General features: G+C 57.4%; 14 protein-coding genes. 6 read left to right on the top strand and 8 right to left on the bottom strand.

Annotated elements, in window-relative coordinates:
- Nucleotides 1-33: 33 nt before the first annotated feature.
- The 4 genes from U6037_RS12840 (at nt 34) to U6037_RS12825 (ending at nt 6034) form a co-directional block, all read left to right on the top strand.
- On the top strand, nt 34-1440 hold the full coding sequence (locus tag U6037_RS12840) for a sigma-54 interaction domain-containing protein (protein WP_322847017.1): 1407 nt from the start codon (nt 34-36) through the stop codon (nt 1438-1440).
- Nucleotides 1441-1734: 294 nt separating this feature from the next.
- Nucleotides 1735-3126, top strand: coding sequence for a GntP family permease (locus U6037_RS12835; protein ID WP_322847016.1), 1392 nt, complete (start codon nt 1735-1737; stop codon nt 3124-3126).
- 7 nt (nt 3127-3133) lie between these two features.
- Entirely contained in the window at nt 3134-3907 is a 774-nt protein-coding gene (gene hbdH, locus U6037_RS12830; RefSeq protein WP_322847015.1) for a 3-hydroxybutyrate dehydrogenase, read from the top strand.
- Between the two features lie 153 nt (nt 3908-4060).
- Nucleotides 4061-6034, top strand: a complete 1974-nt coding sequence (locus U6037_RS12825) for an acetoacetate--CoA ligase (RefSeq protein ID WP_322847014.1) — start codon at nt 4061-4063, stop codon at nt 6032-6034.
- A gap of 18 nt (nt 6035-6052) precedes the next feature.
- Here the strand turns inward: U6037_RS12825 and U6037_RS12820 are convergent, their stop codons facing one another.
- Nucleotides 6053-9745 carry a hypothetical protein gene (locus U6037_RS12820; protein ID WP_322847013.1) on the bottom strand — a complete coding sequence of 1231 codons (3693 nt, stop codon included), beginning with the start codon at nt 9743-9745 and terminating at the stop codon, nt 6053-6055.
- A gap of 143 nt (nt 9746-9888) precedes the next feature.
- Nucleotides 9889-10998: a PilT/PilU family type 4a pilus ATPase gene (locus U6037_RS12815; protein ID WP_322847012.1), complete on the bottom strand. Its 1110-nt coding sequence runs from the start codon at nt 10996-10998 to the stop codon at nt 9889-9891.
- 113 nt (nt 10999-11111) lie between these two features.
- On the opposite strand from U6037_RS12815, the gene U6037_RS12810 reads away from it, so the two are divergent.
- On the top strand, nt 11112-13649 hold the full coding sequence (locus tag U6037_RS12810) for a PAS domain S-box protein (protein ID WP_322847011.1): 2538 nt from the start codon (nt 11112-11114) through the stop codon (nt 13647-13649).
- A 51-nt stretch (nt 13650-13700) separates the two neighbouring features.
- On the top strand, nt 13701-13976 hold the full coding sequence (locus tag U6037_RS12805) for a peptidylprolyl isomerase (protein ID WP_007912322.1): 276 nt from the start codon (nt 13701-13703) through the stop codon (nt 13974-13976).
- A gap of 106 nt (nt 13977-14082) precedes the next feature.
- On the opposite strand, the gene U6037_RS12800 is transcribed toward U6037_RS12805, so the two are convergent.
- The 6 genes from U6037_RS12800 to U6037_RS12775 form a co-directional block, all read right to left on the bottom strand.
- Nucleotides 14083-15021, bottom strand: coding sequence for a sugar kinase (locus U6037_RS12800; protein WP_322847010.1), 939 nt, complete (start codon nt 15019-15021; stop codon nt 14083-14085).
- Between the two features lie 157 nt (nt 15022-15178).
- On the bottom strand, nt 15179-16393 hold the full coding sequence (locus tag U6037_RS12795; protein WP_322847009.1) for an amino acid deaminase: 1215 nt from the start codon (nt 16391-16393) through the stop codon (nt 15179-15181).
- A gap of 42 nt (nt 16394-16435) precedes the next feature.
- Nucleotides 16436-17200 carry an IclR family transcriptional regulator gene (locus U6037_RS12790; protein ID WP_322847318.1) on the bottom strand — a complete coding sequence of 255 codons (765 nt, stop codon included), beginning with the start codon at nt 17198-17200 and terminating at the stop codon, nt 16436-16438.
- A 225-nt stretch (nt 17201-17425) separates the two neighbouring features.
- Nucleotides 17426-17815 (bottom strand): RidA family protein, encoded by a 390-nt coding sequence (locus U6037_RS12785; RefSeq protein ID WP_007912330.1) that lies wholly within the window; start codon nt 17813-17815, stop codon nt 17426-17428.
- Between the two features lie 31 nt (nt 17816-17846).
- Nucleotides 17847-18638: an amino acid ABC transporter ATP-binding protein gene (locus U6037_RS12780; RefSeq protein WP_322847008.1), complete on the bottom strand. Its 792-nt coding sequence runs from the start codon at nt 18636-18638 to the stop codon at nt 17847-17849.
- Nucleotides 18635-19297 carry an amino acid ABC transporter permease gene (locus U6037_RS12775; RefSeq protein WP_322847007.1) on the bottom strand — a complete coding sequence of 221 codons (663 nt, stop codon included), beginning with the start codon at nt 19295-19297 and terminating at the stop codon, nt 18635-18637. The genes U6037_RS12780 and U6037_RS12775 overlap by 4 nt, the downstream gene beginning before the upstream one ends.
- Nucleotides 19298-19306 lie beyond the last annotated feature (9 nt).

Here is a 19306-nt window from a genome sequence, read left to right as displayed (position 1 = left end):
GGCGCAGGCAACATACAATCAGGATCAGCCTCCATGAACACCACCGAAAGCCTCAAGGACTACCAACGGGTTCGCAGCCTGGCGATCCGTTCGCTGTTCGAGATCATCGAGCAGTCCAGCGAAGGCACGGTGATTGTCGATCGCGATGCCAACATCGTCTGGATGAACGAGCGTTACGCCCGGCGCTTCGGTCTTGAATCGGCAGCAGGTGCGATCGGCAAACCCTGTGAGAGCGTGATCCCCGGCAGTTTGTTGCGTGAAGTCGTGCGCACCGGGCGGCCCATCCTTCTGGACATGCAGGACACCCCTAAAGAGCCATTGGTGGTGATGCGTCTGCCAATCCATGACGACGCCGGCACGGTGATCGGCGCGATCGGTTTTGCCCTGTTCGATGAACTGCGCACTCTGTCGCCGATGCTCAAGCGCTACTTGAGTATGCAGGAAGAACTGGCCTCGACCCGTTCTCTGCTGCGCGCCCGGCAAACCAAATACAACTTCGCCCATTTCATCGGTACCAGTGCCGCCAGCCTGGAAGTCAAACGCCGTGCCCGACGCAGTGCCAGCGCCGAGTCGCCGGTGTTGCTGCTCGGCGAAACCGGCACCGGCAAAGAGCTGTTGGCCCAGGCCATTCACAGCGCCTCGCCACGGGCGCACAAAGCGTTTGTCAGCATCAACAGCGCGGCGATTCCCGAGGCACTGCTGGAAGCGGAGTTTTTCGGCACGGCACCCGGTGCGTTCACCGGCGCCGACCGCAAGGGTCGCACCGGCAAGCTGCAGATAGCTCAGGGCGGCACGCTGTTTCTCGACGAGATCGGTGACATGCCGCTGCCCTTGCAGAGCAAACTGCTGCGTGTGCTGCAGGAAAAGGAATTCGAACCGGTCGGTTCCAACGACGTCATTCAAAGTGACGTTCGGGTGATTGCCGCGACTTCGACCGATCTGCAAGCGGCGATCAAACGCGGTGAGTTCCGCGCCGACTTGTACTACCGCCTCAATGTGTTGCCGATCCAGGTGCCGGCGCTGCGTGAACGTCTTGATGACCTGCCGGCGCTCAGCGAAGCCATTCTTGAAGAGCTGCGCAGTCAGCACGAACTGCACCGAGATGCGCTGGCATTGCTCGCACAGCACGCATGGCCGGGGAACATTCGCGAACTGCGCAATGTGCTGGAGCGGGCAGCGCTGCTCAGTGATGACTTGATGCTGACCGAGCAGGATATTCGTGCGGCGATTGGCACGTTGACGCCGGTCGAGCGTGGTTCTGCCCCACTGGCTGAGATGGCGCCAAAGGAAACATTCGCCCAGGCACGCGAGCGGTTTGATCGGCAGTTGATTCAGTCTGCCCTCGCTCAATGCGCGGGGAATGTACCGGAAGCGGCTGCTCGACTGGGGCTTGGTCGGTCGACGCTGTACAAGAAAATGGTGGCGCTGGGGATTGCTTGAGTCTCTATAAAGAGACGCGGATCTCATTAATTAGAAAATTCGCCAGGATCAAAAGATCGCAGCCTTCGGCAGCTCCTACAGGGGAATATTGGCTCCGCACTGTAGGAGCTGCCGAAGGCTGCGATCTTTTCGGCTCAATGCCGTCTCCATAGTGAGACAAAAACTCTGAAAACCGCCCTGCACGCACGATAATATCGTTATATTTCAACTAGTTAGATAACTGGCACAGATCTCGCTAACACCTCTCCCACAGCCGTTCCACCCACAAAAATAACAATTCTGGAGAGACACACCATGAGTGTGATCATTGCCTTGGCGGCCCTCGCGCTGCTGATGCTCGCCGCCTACCGTGGCTACAGCGTTATCCTTTTCGCGCCGATTGCCGCCCTCGGCGCTGTGCTGCTTACCGACCCTTCCGGCGTGGCCCCCGCGTTCACCGGGGTGTTCATGGAGAAAATGGTCGGCTTTATCAAACTGTATTTCCCTGTGTTCCTGCTCGGTGCCGTGTTCGGCAAGTTGATCGAACTGTCGGGCTTCTCCCGCTCGATCGTTGCGGCCGCCATCCGCTTGCTCGGCACCAAGCAGGCGATGCTGGTGATCGTGCTGGTCTGCGCCCTGCTCACTTATGGCGGCGTGTCGTTGTTCGTCGTTGTGTTCGCGGTTTATCCGTTCGCAGCGGAGATGTTCCGCCAGAGCAATATTCCCAAACGGCTGATTCCGGCGACCATCGCCCTCGGCGCCTTCTCGTTCACCATGGACGCCCTGCCCGGCACCCCGCAGATCCAGAACATCATCCCCAGCACGTTCTTCAATACCACCGCGTGGGCGGCGCCGTGGCTGGGCGTGATCGGTACGATTTTCGTGTTCTGCGCCGGCATGCTGTTTCTCCAGCGTCAACGCAACAACGCCCAGCGCGCCGGCGAAGGCTACGGCACTGAACTGCGCAACGAGCCGGAAACCGCAGAAGACCTGAAGCTGCCGAACCCATGGATTGCGCTGTCGCCGCTGCTGGCAGTGGGCATCATGAACCTGCTGTTTACCCAGTGGATTCCGCAGTGGTATGGCAAGACCCATAGCCTCGCGCTGCCGGGCATGGCCACCCCAGTCACCACCGAGATCGCCAAACTGACGGCGATCTGGGCGGTGCAAGCGGCTTTGCTGGTTGGCATTCTGATGGTGCTGGCGTTCGGTTTTCAGGCGATTCGCAGCAAGCTCGCCGAAGGCAGCAAAAGCGCGGTCAGCGGTGCGTTGCTGGCGGCGATGAACACCGCATCCGAATATGGCTTCGGCGCAGTGATCGCTTCGCTGCCGGGCTTTCTGGTATTGGCTGACTGGCTCAAGCAGATCCCCAATCCGCTGGTCAACGAAGCCATCACCGTGACGCTGCTGGCGGGTATCACCGGCTCGGCGTCGGGCGGCATGAGCATTGCGCTGGCGGCGATGTCGGAACAGTTCATTGCCGCAGCCCACGCCGCGAACATTCCGCTCGAAGTGCTGCACCGCGTTGCCGCGATGGCCAGTGGCGGCATGGACACCCTGCCGCACAACGGCGCGGTCATCACCCTGCTGGCCGTCACCGGCCTGACCCACCGCGAAGCCTATAAAGACATTTTCTGTATTACGCTGATCAAGACCCTCGCGGTTTTCGTCGTGATCGGCACTTTCTACGCCACTGGCATTGTGTGAGGTATTCATGACCACTCTTTCCGGCAAGACCGCACTGGTTACCGGTTCCACCAGCGGCATTGGCCTGGGTATCGCACTGAGCCTGGCCAAGGCTGGCGCCAATCTGATTCTCAACGGCTTTGGTGATGCATCGAAAGTCATCGCCGAAGTCGCCCGGTTCGGCGGCAAGGTTGGCCATCATCCGGCGGATGTCAGTGACCCGGCGCAAATTGCCGAGATGATTGCGTATGCCGAGCGCGAGTTCGGCGGTGTCGACATTCTGGTCAACAACGCCGGCATCCAGCATGTCGCCGCTGTCGAGGAATTTCCGGTCGAGCGCTGGGATTCGATCATCGCCATCAACCTGTCTTCGGTGTTTCACAGCACGCGCCTGAGCCTGCCGGGGATGCGCACCAAAGGCTGGGGACGAATCATCAATATCGCCTCGGTGCATGGCCAAGTCGGCTCGACCGGCAAAGCGGCCTACGTCGCCGCCAAGCACGGTGTGATCGGTTTGACCAAAGTGGTTGGCTTGGAAACTGCCACCAGTAACGTCACCTGCAACGCGATCTGCCCGGGCTGGGTGCTGACCCCGCTGGTACAAAAGCAGATCGATGACCGAGCGGCCAAGGGTGTCGATCCGCAGCAGGCGCAGCATGATTTGCTGGCCGAGAAACAGCCGTCACTGGAATTCGTCACACCGCAGCATCTAGGCGAACTGGTGTTGTTCCTGTGCAGCGAGGCTGGCAGCCAGGTGCGTGGGGCGGCGTGGAATATTGATGGTGGCTGGTTAGCCCAATAGCACGCCCCCCTCTGTGGGAGCGAGCCTGCTCGCGAAAGCGCTGGGTCAGCCAATGAAGTCGTTGAGTGTACGGACGTCTTCGCGAGCAGGCTCGCTCCCACAGGTGTCATGTGTGCGCTCGACCTTGTGCATTAATAAAACAAGAGGCAAGCAATGTCCGACATCCTCTGGCAACCCGACGCCAACCGTATCGCCAATTCGCGCATGGACACCTTCCGCCGTGCGATCAATGAGCGCCACTCGCTGAAACTCGACGACTACCCTGCCCTGCACCAATGGAGCGTCGAACAGCGCGCGGAATTCTGGCAGGCAATCGTCGACTTCTTCGATATCCGTTTTCACACCCAGCCCGATGCCGTGTTGCGTGAAGGGCCGAACATGCCCGACGCCGAGTGGTTTCCTGGCGCCACGCTGAACTTCGCCGAACACCTGCTGCGTCGTCGCGACGATGCTGTGGCGGTAATAAGCGTGGCGGAGAATGGCCAGCGCGAGCAGTTGACCTGGGCCGAACTCGCCGAGCGCGTCGCCGGGTTTCAAGCGAGCCTGCAAGCTGCCGGTGTTGGCCTCGGTGATCGCGTCGCCGCGTGCATGCCGAATACCTGGCAGACGCTGGTGGCGATGCTCGCTACTACCAGCCTCGGCGCGATCTGGTCGTGCTCCTCGCCGGACTTCGGCACCCACGGCGTGATCGACCGTTTCGGCCAGATCGAACCGAAGGTACTGATCACCTGCGCGGGTTATCGCTATGCCGGCAAGGCGATCGACCAGAGCGACAAAATCAACGGAATACTCGAACAACTGCCAACGTTAAAGCAGTTGATCATCGTGCCTTACGCGCATCCGCACGCCCACGTCGAGACCTACCGGACTCGCGCCGAAGTGACCTTGTGGGATGACTTCTATGAAGCAGGCGGCGAAGCGGATTTTGTAGCGGTGCCGTTCAATCATCCGCTGTACGTGTTGTATTCCAGCGGCACTACCGGCGTGCCGAAATGCATCGTTCACAGCACCGGCGGCGTACTGCTGCAACACGTCAAGGAACACGGCCTGCATTGCGATCTTAGTCCTGGCGATCGATTGTTTTACTACACGACGTGCGGCTGGATGATGTGGAACTGGCTGGTCTCCGCGCTCGCGGTCGGCAGCGCCGTGGTGCTGTATGACGGTTCGCCGTTTCACCCGGACAACCAGCGTTTGCTCGAGCTGATCGACGATGAACGCATCAGCGTGTTCGGCACCAGCCCCAAGTTCCTCGCCACCCTCGAAAGCAGCGGCGTCAAACCCCGCGAAAGCCATGATCTGGGGAGTCTGAAAACGCTGCTGTGCACCGGCTCGGCGCTGTCGCCGCAAAGCTATGACTTCGTCTATCGCGACTTCAAACCTGATGTGTGTCTGGCCTCGATGTCTGGCGGCACCGACATCGTCTCGTGCTTCGTCAATGGCAACCCGCTGTCACCCGTGCGTCGCGGCGAGAACATGGGCAAAAGCCTGGGCATGGCGGTTGAAGTCTGGAACGACGCCGGGCAGCCAGTGATTGGCGAAAAAGGCGAACTGGTCTGCACCCGACACTTCCCGGCGATGCCGATCGGTCTGTGGAATGACCCCGACGGAGCAAAACTGCGGCAGTCGTATTTCAGCCTGTTTCCCGGGGTCTGGGCACAGGGCGATTACGCCGAACAACGGCCTCATGGCGGGATGCTGATTCATGGCCGCTCGGATGCCGTGCTCAATCCCGGCGGTGTGCGCATCGGCACGGCGGAGATCTACCGTCAGGTTGAGAAAGTCGTTGAAGTGCTGGACAGCGTTGCCATCGGTCAGCAGTGGCAGGATGACGTGCGGGTTGTGCTGTTTGTCAGGTTGCGCGAAGGGCTGGAACTGGATGAAGCACTGGAGCAGCGCATCCGTCAGATAATCCGCGCCAATACCACACCAAGGCATGTACCGGCGAAGATCGTTGCGGTGACGGACATTCCGCGCACCATCAGTGGCAAGGTTGTGGAGCTGGCCGTGCGTGAGGTAGTGCATGGACGGCCGGTTAAAAATACTGATGCACTGGCCAATCCCGAAGCGCTGGAGCAGTTTCGGGATCGGCCGGAGCTGGGCGCGACCGAGGGCATTCAAAGATGAAACCTGCGCTGCACAGCTTTAGTTCAGACTGACCACAACTTCATCCGTAATCGGCTGATTCGCACTGGCGTCGAGTGCTGCACGCATGACGCCAACGGTCACCGAAAACAGCGCTTCGTCCGTTTTCAACAGACTGAGCAATGCCACCACAAGCGCTAGCGAGTCCGCATTGGCAAGCGCTTGAGCACTGTTGTGGAAATCCTCAGCGCCGCTCATCTCGGTTCGCCGGTGGCGCCCCTTCGCCAGGTTTAGCAAGGGCGCAACATCCAAGCCTGTCTTGCCATCGATAGTCGCACTTTCTGCTGTGACCAGACTGGTCTTGGCAGGAGTAACCCTTGTCATTTCATGAATGAGGTCATCCGCGACTTCGCCATAACCCGACAAGCTGAATCGCTGATTGAAGTTGATCGTATTGACCGTCATGTACTGCAGATGCTTCCTCTCCTGCGCACCCGCATTTTTCCACTTACCATAATCGAATGGGTTTACATGGATGACGCTGTCATCGACTTTCAAAAAGTCCAGGTAGAGGTTACTTGCGGAAATGCCGGCAAAATCCAGCCTGATTGTACCTAACAAATTCGATAAGCCGTCACGCGCAGCCGGGGTACTGCCCAAAAACAGCCCAATCGCGAGGTCAGTTTTGAAATTCAAGGCGGGAGACCGTAGCACATCAATAGCGTTGTCAATTTTCAAGCGGGCTGCTGTCAAGCTGCGCTCCATAATATGACTCGTGAAAGTAGACGGTATCGGCTTTTGTAGCAGCGGCAAACTGAATTTCTGTTGATGATCGAAATTAACAAGTCGCTTTCCCCATGGTTTACCCAAACGATTGACTGCAAACCACTGACTACTTTTATTGATCGCGCAAACATTCAAAGCTGCCGCCGTGCTTCCCAACGGACGCCACTTACCAAGCCCCAGATCTGCAGCACTCGCCAGTTTGTGAAAGTCCTGCGCAGTACCGGTCAACCTGCCCATCTGGACAACCGCAGCCTCCACCACTTTCGCTCCCGACGCGCCCAGATGCATGACACTCTTGAACAATGCTTTGGACGCTTGATATCCCGCAGTCGGTAACCCATCAATCGGGTTGAAAGTGGAAACCGTCAGCGACATGCCAAACCTGACCAGGCTGCCGATTTTTGCAGTCAGTGACACTGTCTTGGCTGCGATGTGCAAAATTTTCGTTGGCGCACCCAATACCGTAAAAAATATACCGATAGCATCCATCGTACATGCATAAATCCCGTCAACAACCTGATTTCTATTTCCAGACGCCAAATCCTCGATGCACTTTTTGAATGGAACACACAAATCAATAATATAGGTCAACACTTCTTTATATGTATTGGCTATACGCTCTTTATCTGTGTACTCGGTAAATACCTCCCTGAAATCCTGAAGACTGCCCAACGGTCTGTTTTCCACGACGAACCGGGCAATATTGTCGATGTGCTCACTGACAAAAAACTGATATGAATTACGAGCTGTTTTCCTCGTGGATGTCGGCGCCGGAACGTAGCCGAGCTTTTCTATGATCATGATCCCTGAAGCATTCCGGACAGGTTTTTTCCCGACAATGTAGCTATCGAAATCAGTTGGCACATTATGCGTTGCGGGCAAAGGAAAAAATGCATCATTCAGCTTCCCTTTGTACTCTACCCTGCCAGGCATATTCATTTTTTGAGTATAGACAATCAGTTTGCCTAACTCGTCATTCCTTCTGCACTCGCCCAGCAAGGTGAACATTTCATAACATAACGTCTGATTATTGCCGTAGGACGCTATCATGATCACGCCAAACCGCCCTACCGCTTGATCCTTCTTTAACTGAACCTCGATATTTTTAGGTGGTTGATTAGCCACACCCACCAGGTTGTAGTTACTCGATGAGGGATAGTGCAGCTCGGCGACCGAGGGCCGAACAGTAAAAAAAGTGACCTTGCTGGAGGCAAATATTTCTCGATCGGCACGGGGCATTCCGGCTATAGCCAATTTTATATTCGAACCAATAGCCTTATGAATATCTTGGTGATAACTGGCCAATTCCGCCTCGAACATCGGCTTGATGGGAGGCAACAGCAACAGTTCGGGATAGGCGTTAAATATATTCGGCTCTTTATTCCAATCCCATGTCGCGGATGTCAATAAACCTTCGATATGCAGATCGAGCATCGATACCCTCATCGCGGAGAAGGCTTCCGGGCGTAACAGCGGTTCTTCGATAAAATCACAATGGGGTACTGCCTGCTGCAAGGCAGTCATCGCCAATCGTTTTCGATTGGGTGGGGGCGCCGCAAACGCCTTGACTCCCAAGACCATTGCATCGACATGAGCTTTATAGGCATCCAGGGCACTTTGGGCCGCAGCAGTAGCAGCAGTCTGCAGATTTTCATGAGTGATGACCTCGTTGATCAATGCCCAGTCAATGATAGGGTCGATAGCAGCAATACCCTGAAGTTGCCCCAGAACAGGACTAACCACCTCCATATTTGCGAACTTCATGATCTGCTCATAAGACATGAAGCGAGAGGCCCCTCTTCGATTGACCTCGACAAAATTTAGCGCTTGGCAAAAAGTCACCCAGCCTATCGAGCCGACATGAAGTTGCGCCGGCAGGTTTTTCACCAAGAGTCCGGGTGCCACCTGAGCCAACAGCAAATGAGAAATCAAGGGAACGATCGAGTGCGAATGACCCTTTGCAACGAGATAGGCCTCAAAATTTTCACGAAGCGTATACAAAGGCTTGTCAGCCATTGAACCCGGATCGTAAATATCAAACCGTCCGATGCAATTACGCTTTGCGCTTATCCCGATAGAAGGATCCGATTGCAGAATAATAGCGGTCAGTAGAACCTGCGCAAGGTCGTCTTCATCAACTTTTTCGGACTTCGTTGCCCCCCACCAGCCCAACGCCTCGATATATTCTCTGGCAAGTTGCTGCGAGGTGGAATGGCGAAGCAGAATCGCTATGACCTCATTCGCACTATTCCAATCGACAGTAACAGTATTATATGGCTTGACCCGTTTAAAAATACTGCCAAGCAAGCTCTCACCCGCTGGAACCTTTTTTTCAGTCAACGCACGAATCTCGGCGCACTGAAGCGGCGTCAAGGCGATCGATTCATCATTGAAGCCTGTTATCTGCTCCCAATAGTTGGCAAAGTTATCTGCCTCAGGCCACTTCCATTCAAGAAAGCCAATCAAACTATCGAGTTTTGTCCGGTCATCCGGTACGTTGAACCCATGAAAGCTTAACCATTGCGAGAGCAGCACTGTATTATCAATGTGAACAAAGCCGCCGAGCTCCATGGCAATCGCAGCTATTCGTTCAAGTTTAATACTTGCTTGAGCATTACGCTTAACGTTGTGCGTCACATCTACCCAGCCTTCGTGAGAAGCATATACGTGAAGCTCCCCCGAAGACGTCACCCTGCTGTACAGCGATGACCCCATCAGATTCATCAGATCTTCAAGCATTTCACTCGCGGGTTTCTGCAAGCGTCCGAAAGAGGACTCTGGCCACAACTTTATAACCCATTCGCTGATTTTCGATAATTCAAGCACTTCAATTTTTTGTACTTCGCCCCTGAACTTTTTCAACTGTTCGATCAATACCCTCCGCTCCGCTTCATCTGCAGCAGAACAACGCACATTATCGACAGCAACCAACCCGGAGATCTTGTTAAAACCACAGCGATTTTTCATATCACGATTCTCTGTTTATTAATTATGACTTCTAGAACAGCAAGCCAAACTTAATAAAAACAGAAAAACTTTCAATCACTTATATATAAGTCGACATTTCACCCCCCCAACCCAGCGATATTGCTCAACATCACCAGAGCAACTTACTCGACCAAACCCCAATCACCTGTAGACATATCAGCATTCCCTGCGGACTCGACTTTGAGCTTTATACCAAGCCTTAAATTATTTACCGAGTCTGCATTTTTTAACGCCTCATCCACTGTAATCGCACGCTCTTCGACCAACCGTAGCAGTGCTGTATCGAAAGTCTGCATGCCCGCCTCTGCGGATTTTTCCATGATACTTTTCAATTCGCCTAACTCATTGCGTCGGATCGAATCAGCAATTGTCGGGGTGCCCAATAACACCTCTACAGCCGCCCTTCGTTGGCCATCAACAGTGCGCACCAAGCGTTGCGAGATAAATGCTTTCAAATTATTGCCCAGCGCCTGCAACAACTGCGGCCGGCGCTCTTGCGGGAACATATTGATAATCCGGTCCAACGCTTGATTGGCATTGATGGCATGCAACGTCGACAACACCAGATGCCCGGTATCGGCAAACGCTAAAGCATGTTCCATGGTTTCGCGGTCGCGGATTTCACCAATCAGCACTACATCCGGTGCCTGGCGCAGGGTGTTTTTCAAGGCTGCGTGGAAGCTGCGCGTATCGACCCCGACTTCCCGTTGATTGATGATCGAACGCTGATGCCGATGGATGTACTCGATCGGATCCTCGATGGTGATGATGTGGCCGCTGCTGTGGCGGTTGCGGTGGTCGATCAGCGCGGCCAGCGAGGTTGATTTACCGGAATCGGTGGCGCCGACGAACAGGATCAACCCTTGCTTGAGCATGACGGTTTCGAGCAGTACCGCCGGCAGTTTCAAATCGGCAAAACGCGGAATGTCGAGTTTGACGTTGCGTATGACGATCGATACATCGTTGCGCTGTTTGAAGATGTTCACGCGAAAGCGGCCGATGCCCGTTCGCGAAATCGCCAGGTTCATTTCCAGATCCCGGTCGAACTCCCGTCGTTGCTCGGCGTCCATCAGGGAAGCTGCTATCGCGGCGGTTTCACCGTTCTTGAAGGTTTGATCGCTCAGCGCTGTCAGCACGCCGTCGATGCGTGCGCTCGGCGACGCACCCGTGGAGAGGAACAGGTCGGAACCGTTTTTATTGGACAAAACTGACAACAGTGCATCGATTTCCATGGCAAAAAGCACCCGCGAAGCATTCAATGAACAGAAAATGGTCTGCGCTTGGCGCAGCTCAACTGCAACAATGATAGACGTCGCCTCAACGAACCACGCTCAGGACTGATGTAATGAATGCTGTACCGAACACCGACGACGCGCAGGCACTGATCGCCCGTACCGACTGGAGTCGCGGCCCGCTGGGCGCTGCCGGGAGTTGGCCGCAGAGCCTGCGTACGGCGGTGGACATTGTGATTCACTCGCCGATGCCGATGCTGTTGCTGTGGGGCCCGCAACTCACGCAGATCTACAACAATGGCTTCGCCCTGCTCGCCGGCCACAAGCATCCGCACGCTTTCGGACAGCCTGCGCACCAGATCTGGCCGGAACTTCGCGACTTTACCGACCCGATTTACAGCGCCGTCCTACAAGGCCAGGTACGCACCTACAGCGAAAGACGCTTCACCCTGCAGCGCGAAGGCAAAGAGTCCGACTTCTGGCTGGATCTGACCTACAGCCCGATTCGCGATGAAACCGCGCAAGTGGCCGGAATTCTGGTGACGGCCATCGAAACCAACGAACGCCGACGCATCGCTCTGGAACTGCAGCGACGTTCCGAAGAAAGTCTCAAGGCCCAACGCGAAACCGAGGAGCGTCTGCAACTGGCCCTCGCCGCGACCGATGCCGTCGGCACCTGGGATTGGGATATTGGTGAAGATCGCTTCATCGCCGATGCGCATTTCGCTCAGTTGCATGGCATCGATCCCAGTCTTGCCGGGCAGTTGCCGATTAGCGATTACTTGCAAGGCGTGCACCCTGAAGACCGCGCGATGGTCGCGCGCAGCATCAAACACTGCATCACCTATGGCACCGAATACGCTGAGGAATATCGCCTGCTGCAAGCCGACGGCGAGGTGCGCTGGGTGTTCGCCCGCGGGCGCTGCTACAAGGATCACCATGGCCGGCCCATGCGTTTCCTTGGAGCAGCGCTGGATCTGACCGAGCGTAAACACACCGAACAAGCGTTGCGCCAGAGCCAGACCGAACTGCAACTGATCATCAACGCCATGCCGATCCTGATCAGTTACGTCGACCGCGAAGAGCGTTTTCGCCTGAACAATGCGGCCTATCTCGACTGGTACGGGCTCACGCCGCAAGAGCTTTACGGGCGCACGATTCGTGACGTCATCGGTGAAGAAGCCTATTTTTTGCGCCTGCCTTACATTGCCGAAGCCCTGGCCGGCAGACCGTGCTCATTCAGCCTGTACACCCCGCACCGCGATGGCAGCAGCCGCCACGCGCTGATGAATTACCTGCCACGTTACGGTGCGGACGGCGCGGTGAATGGTTTCTACATCTTTGTCATCGACGAGACCGAGCGCAAGAAAACCGAAGAAGCCTTGCGTAATCTCAACGAAACCCTCGAAGAACGGGTCAGTGCTCGCACCGAACAACTGGCGCAGGCCAACCAGCGTTTGCAAAACGAGATGTTCGAACGCGAGCGCGCCGAAGATGCCTTGCGCCACGCGCAGAAAATGGAGGCGGTCGGTCAGCTCACCGGCGGCATCGCCCACGACTTCAACAACATGCTCACCGGGATCATCGGCAGTCTCGATTTGATGCAGCGCTACATTGCCAATGGCCGGGCCGATGAGATTGGTCGTTTTACCGAAGCGGCGGTGTCATCGGCCAACCGAGCGGCGGCGCTGACCCATCGTCTGCTGGCGTTTTCGCGGCGACAGTCGCTGGATCGCAAAACCCTCAACGTCAATGAACTGGTGCATTCGCTGGAAGACCTGATCCGTCGGACCAAGGGCGATCCGATCGAACTCAAACTGCGTCTGGCCGAGCATGTATGGCCGGTCAGCACCGACGTCAGCCAATTGGAAAACGCCCTGCTCAACCTGGTCATCAATGCCCGGGATGCGATGCCTGATGGCGGCGAGCTGGTGATTGAAACTGCCAACGTGTATCTCGATGGCAGTGACATCACCACGCTGGAACCGGTCAAGGCCGGCGATTACCTGATGCTGGCGGTCAGCGACAACGGCACCGGCATGACGCCGTCCGTACGTTCCAAGGCTTTTGATCCGTTCTTCACCACCAAGCCCATAGGCCAGGGCACCGGTCTGGGATTGTCGATGATTTATGGGTTTGCCCAGCAATCGGGCGGGCATGTCAGCCTTGATAGCTTGCCCGGCCAGGGCACTTGTGTGCGTCTGTACTTGCCGCGCCTTTACGGTATTGAGCCGGAACGTCCGACGATTGTGCCGCTCGAACAAGCGCCGACGACGGCCACGGGTGAAACCGTGGTGGTTGTTGAAGATGACCCGGCCGTGCGCATGCTGGTGCTCGATCTGCTCAGGGAGTTGGGTTATCAAGCCTATGAAGCCGAAGACGCGAAGACCGCCCTGCCCTTGCTTGAGTCCGATCTGCGCGTGGATCTGCTGGTGACCGACGTTGGCCTGCCCGGCATGAATGGCCGGCAACTGGCGGAAATCGCCCGTCAGCATCGACCGGGCCTCAAGGTGCTGTTCATGACCGGTTACGCGCAGAAAGCCGCCGAGCGCCAGGGTTTTCTCGAGGACGGCATGGACATGGTCGCCAAACCGTTTGCCATTGAGCTGCTGGCCAGCAAGATCCGCATGATGCTCAGCCAAACCCCGTGACTTGAGGCATAATCCGCGCCCCGCCGTCACCCCGTTATCAGGTACCGCACGATGAAAGCCCAAGCCCGCCACATTCTGGTGAAAACCGCCGAAGAGGCTGAACAGCTCAAACAACGCATCGCCAAGGGTGAAGCGTTTGATGTGCTGGCGAAGAAATTTTCCACCTGCCCGTCCGGCAAACGCGGCGGTGATCTGGGTGAAGTGCGGCCGGGGCAGATGGTCGGGGCGATTGATGCAGTGATCTTCAAAAAGCCGCTGCGCACCGTGCATGGGCCGATCAAGAGCAAGTTCGGGTATCACTTGGTGCAGGTGTTTTACCGCGATTAGTGCTTGGCTCCAGGGCCTCTTCGCGAGCAGGCTCGCTCCCACATCTGGAATGCATTCCCCTGTGGGAGCGAGCTTGCTCGCGAACTATTGCGCAGCAAGCGGCCATTCAAGCCTGTTTCGGAATCAATGCTCCCGGCACCTGAATCACCCGGCTTGCCAACTGATGCCCCGCCTCGGCAGCCTCGGCCGGACTGCCGCCCAGCAACCGGCTGGCCAGATACGCCGCACTGAACGAATCCCCCGCCGCCGTGGTGTCCACCACTTTTTCGACCTTCTGCGCCGGCACTTCAAACGCTTCGCCATCACAACGAATCAGGCACGCTTCAGCGCCACGCTTGAGCACCACTTCCGGCGTGCCGATCTGCGCGTAAGCCTCGAACACCGCATCGCAATCGGCAAACCCGAACAGGGCCTGCTCGTCATCCACCGTCAACAACGCTAGGTCTATGTGCGGAAGAACGCTGCGATAAGCCGCACGCGCCTCTTCCGGTGACGCCCACAAGCGCGGCCGGTAGTTGTTGTCGAAGACAATCCGCGCATCGCGCTGACGTGCTTCGATCAGGGTCTGGATCAATCGCTCACGGCCCTTCGTACCGAGCACGGCCAAGGTGATGCCGCTGAAATACAGCACATCGTAATTCGGCAAAGCCGCCAGAATCGGTTCGGCTGCCGGGGTGGTGAAACAATCGCGAACCGCCGCTTCGTTGCGCCAATAGAGGAAACGGCGCTCGCCGTTGGCGTCGGTCTGGATGCAATACAGGCCCGGCAAGCGACCCTGCAGGCGTTGAACCAGATCGAGGCCGATACCTTCGCTTGTCCAGATCTGGCACATGGCGTCGCTGAAACTGTCGTCGCCCAGCGCGGTGACGTAGTCGACATCGGCCTTGTCGCCCATTGCGCGGGACAGGTACACCGCGGTGTTCAGGGTGTCACCGCCGAAACTTTGCTGCAGACTGCCGTCGGCGCGTTGCTGCAGTTCGATCATGCACTCGCCGATCAGGGCGATGCGCGGGGTGTTCGGGCCCAGGGGGCTGAGGGTGTTCATCTTGTGCTGTCTCTGTTGATGCGCGGGTGTCTGGTCTGGCCTCATCGCTGGCAAGCCAGCTCCCACAAGGATTCATGTCGCTCACAAATTTTTTAATCAACACTGAACCCTGTGGGAGCTGGCTTGCCAGCGATTGGCCGCGACTCGGTTTCAAGTCTTAGAAACAGGTTTCCATGCTCTCGATCACCGACAACTGCTCATCCACCAACAACCCCACACGCCACTTGTCGAACGTCAGGCACGGATGCGACGTGCCAAAGGAAATGATGTCGCCAATGCGCAACTCCACACCCGGCGCCACGGTCATGAACGCGTGCTGATCCATCACCGCCGTGACCTTGCACGCACCGACATCCTCGCCCAGCGCCGGCACCACACCGGCCTTGTAACGCAACAACGGCACCGGCAAACCGGCATCGAACGCAACATCGCGCTTCCCCAGCGCGATCACTGCAAAACCCGGTTCCGGCAACGATTGCACGTGGGCCCAGACTTCCAGCGCCGGACGCAAACCTTCGTGCAAATCACTGCGGCGGTCGAGCACGCAGCACTGCGCTTCTTTGTAGATGCCATGGTCGTGAGCGACATAGCTGCCCGGACGCAACACGCTGAGGAAACGTCCGGCAGCGTTCTGCGCTTCGAACGATTCGGCAATCAGGTCGTACCAGGCTGAACCCGAGGCAGTGATGATCGGCTTGCCGATGGCAAACGCACCGCTGTCCTGCAACTGCACGGCCAGACGCACCAACGACGCGGCAAATTCACGAATCCCGCTGACCGCGTGATCGCCGTGAATCACCCCTTCGTAGCCTTCGATACCGGTCAGGGCCAGTGCCGGTTGCGCGCTGATGGCCTTGGCCAGTTCGATGACTTCCTGCTCGCTGCGGCAACCACAACGTCCGCCGACCACGCCGTATTCGATCATCACATTCAGCTTCACCCCACGCGAGGCGAAGTAGGCACCGAGATCAGCGACGTTGTCCGGGTGATCAACCATGCAATAGAAATCGAACGCGGGATCGGCGAGCAGATCGGCGATCAACGCCATGTTCGGCGTGCCGACCAATTGGTTGGCCATGAGCACGCGGCGTACACCATGGGCGTAAGCGGCACGAGTCTGGGTCGCGCTGGCGAGGGTGATGCCCCATGCGCCGGCGTCGAGCTGACGCTGGAACAGTGCCGGGGTCATGCTGGTTTTACCGTGGGGCGCGAGTTCCGCGCCGCTGTCGCTGACAAACTTCTGCATCCAGCGGATGTTGTGCTCCAGCGCTTTGCGGTGCAGCACCAGCGCCGGCAGGCTGACGTCACGCGTCAGATGTGCGCCAATGGCCGCGTCGCCCTTTTCCACAGCAGTATTGATGGCAGTCGTCATGGTCGAACTCCTCACTTTTTTCGCGGCCGCAGGCAGCCGCGATTATTCGTTGATGCGCCGGGCGAGGCTGTTGGCGCTCTCGATCAGAACCCGGCGATAGTCGTTGTAATTGTTCTTCGCATCGGCCCGTGGGGCGACGATGCACAAGGTGCAAATGGCCACGCCTTGAGGGTCTTTGACCGGGGCGGCGAAGCAATGGGTAAAGGTGTCAGCAACGCTGTCGAAAGAGAAAAATCCATCGATGCCGGCCTGACGGATTTCGCCAAGAAAACGCTCCAGTGGCAAACGCTCGCCGTCGGGCAGGATGTAATCATCTTCGTCGATGAGGTCGATGATCTGCTGATCGCTCAGGTGTGCGAGCAACAGGCGTCCGGAAGCGGTCCACGGGATTGGCGCGTTTTCGCCGATGTCGGAGGAAATGCGGAAATGCCGCTCGCCTTCCTTCATCAGTGCCACCGTGTATTTGCGCCCGTTGAGCAGGCACATCTGCGCGGTTTCATGGGTCTGGCTGACGATTTCCTGCAAGGCGTGATCGGCCTCGCGACTGAGATCGAAATGGCGCAGGTGCGCCTGACCGAGAAAGTACAACTGCCGGCCGAGATAGACGTGACCGTCCTTGCCCACCGGTTCCAGGATCCGTCGTTCCAGCAGCGAAGCGACCAGTTCGTAGACCGTGGATTTCGGACTGCCGATGCCGTTGGCGATGTCGTTCGGGCGCAGCGGCTGGCCGATCTCCTTGAGGAAATCGAGGATATCGAACGCCCGGTCCAGACCGCGGGCCCGGCGTTTGATGCTGTCTTCGGTCATTTCAGTGGTTCCCATTCAAAGTCGCCGGATGGTAACTGGCCCTTGGTGTTGTGTCAGTTGGATTGCTGCCCTCACCCCCCGCCCTCTCCCGGAGGGAGAGGGAGCCTGACCGTATCGATGTAAATGTAAGCGTCATACGCAAAATCCGCATCGATACAAATCAGTCCCCTCTCCCTTGGGAGAGGGTTAGGGTGAGGGGCTGCGGCCTAAGCAACGCAGCAATTTTCAAGCCTTTTTCTTGTAGGCGATGCAATCGATCTCGACCTTGCAATCAACCATCATGCTCGCCTGCACACAGGCCCGCGCCGGTGCGTGCTCAGGCTTGAAATACTCGCCGAAAACCTTGTTGAAACTGCTGAAATCCCGTGGATCATCCAGCCACACCCCGGCACGTACCACATCCTCCAGGCCATAACCGGCTTCCTCGAGTATCGCGATCAGGTTCTTCATGGTCTGGTGGGTCTGCTCGACGATGCCGCCCACAATGATCTCCCCATCCACCGCCGGTACCTGGCCGGACACGTGCAGCCAGCCATCGGCTTCAACGGCGCGAGCGAATGGTCGTGGCTGGCCACCAGCGGCGGTGCTGCCGGTGCCGTAACGCGTAATGCTCATGGGTGTTTCTCCTGATTGAAAAAGTGAAAAGTCAAAACCGCGTGTTTTTGAGAAATTCCGCCAGACGCGGCGATTGCGGGCGTTCGAACAGATCCTTGGGAGGCCCCTGCTCTTCGATCCGCCCCTGATTCATGAAAACGATCTTGTCCGAGACCTCGAAGGCGAAACGCATTTCGTGGGTCACCAGCAACATGGTCATGCCGTCTTCGGCGAGGCCCTTGATCACGTTGAGTACTTCGCCGACCAGCTCCGGGTCGAGGGCCGAGGTGACCTCATCGAACAGCATCAGACTCGGGTTCATCGCAATCGCCCGGGCAATCGCCACGCGCTGCTGCTGGCCGCCGGACAACTGACCGGGAAAGTGATTGCGCCGCTCCAGCAGGCCGACGCGCTCCAGCCATTTTTCGGCGAGGACCACGGCTTCGTCCTTGTGCATTTTCTTCACCTTGAGCAAGCCCAGAGTGACGTTCTGCAACGCGGTCAAATGCGGGAACAGGTTGAATTGCTGGAACGCCATGCCGGTCATCGCGCGATGGCGGGCGATGACTTTTTCCGCGTGGCGCACACGCTTGCCGTTGACCTCGTCATAGCCGATGGACTCACCGTCGAGCAGGATCTGCCCGCCCTGGAACTCTTCGAGCATGTTCACGCATCGCAACAGCGTGGTTTTGCCCGAACCGCTAGAGCCGATCAGCGTGACCACGTTGCCGCGCTGCATGCTCAGATCGACACCCTTGAGCACTTCGACCGCGCCGTACTGTTTGTGCAGGCCACGGATGTCCAGCAATGCCTGATTCTGTGGGGAAACTTGAACTTGAGTCATGGCAGGGCCACCCGTTTTTCAATGTGCCGGCCGAGTAACTCGATGCCGTAGTTGATGACGAAGAACAGAAATCCGGCGAACAGGTAGAACTCCAGAGTCATGAAGTTCCGGGCGATGATCTGTTGCGTGCTGAGGAGCAATTCGGCGACGCCGATCACCGACAGCAAAGTCGAAGCCTTGACGATTTCGGTCGACGAGTTGACCCAGGTCGGCAGGATCTGCCGCAGTGCCTGAGGCAACAGCACGTAACCGAGCGATTGGTAGAACGTCAAGCCGATGGCCTGGCTCGCTTCCATCTGCCCGCGTGGCAAGGCTTGCAGCGCACCGCGAACGATTTCGGCAACGTGCGAGCCGCAAAACAGCGTCAACCCCAAGGCACCGGCCTGAAACGCGCTGATCTGCCAGCCGAGCGCCGGCGCCATGTAGAAGCAGGCCAGGACCAATACAAACACCGGTGTGCCGCGAATCAGGTCGACGTAAAACCGAAACGGTGCGCGCATCCAGAAGTTGCCGTATGTCAGCACCAGCCCCGCGACCACGCCGAGCATCGTGCCGAGCAGGATCGCCAGCGCCGACACTTGCACGCTAGTCAAAAAACCCTGCCAAAGTGGCTCGCGTGCGACCCACAACTCATGTAACCAACTGGGAGATTCGTACATCGCAGCCTC

The sequence above is a fragment of the Pseudomonas sp. B33.4 genome, assembly GCF_034555375.1.
In the GTDB taxonomy this organism is placed as follows: Bacteria; Pseudomonadota; Gammaproteobacteria; order Pseudomonadales; family Pseudomonadaceae; genus Aquipseudomonas.
The sequence above is the reverse complement of the archived record's forward strand: the minus strand, read 5'-3'. Positions and strand labels throughout refer to the sequence as shown.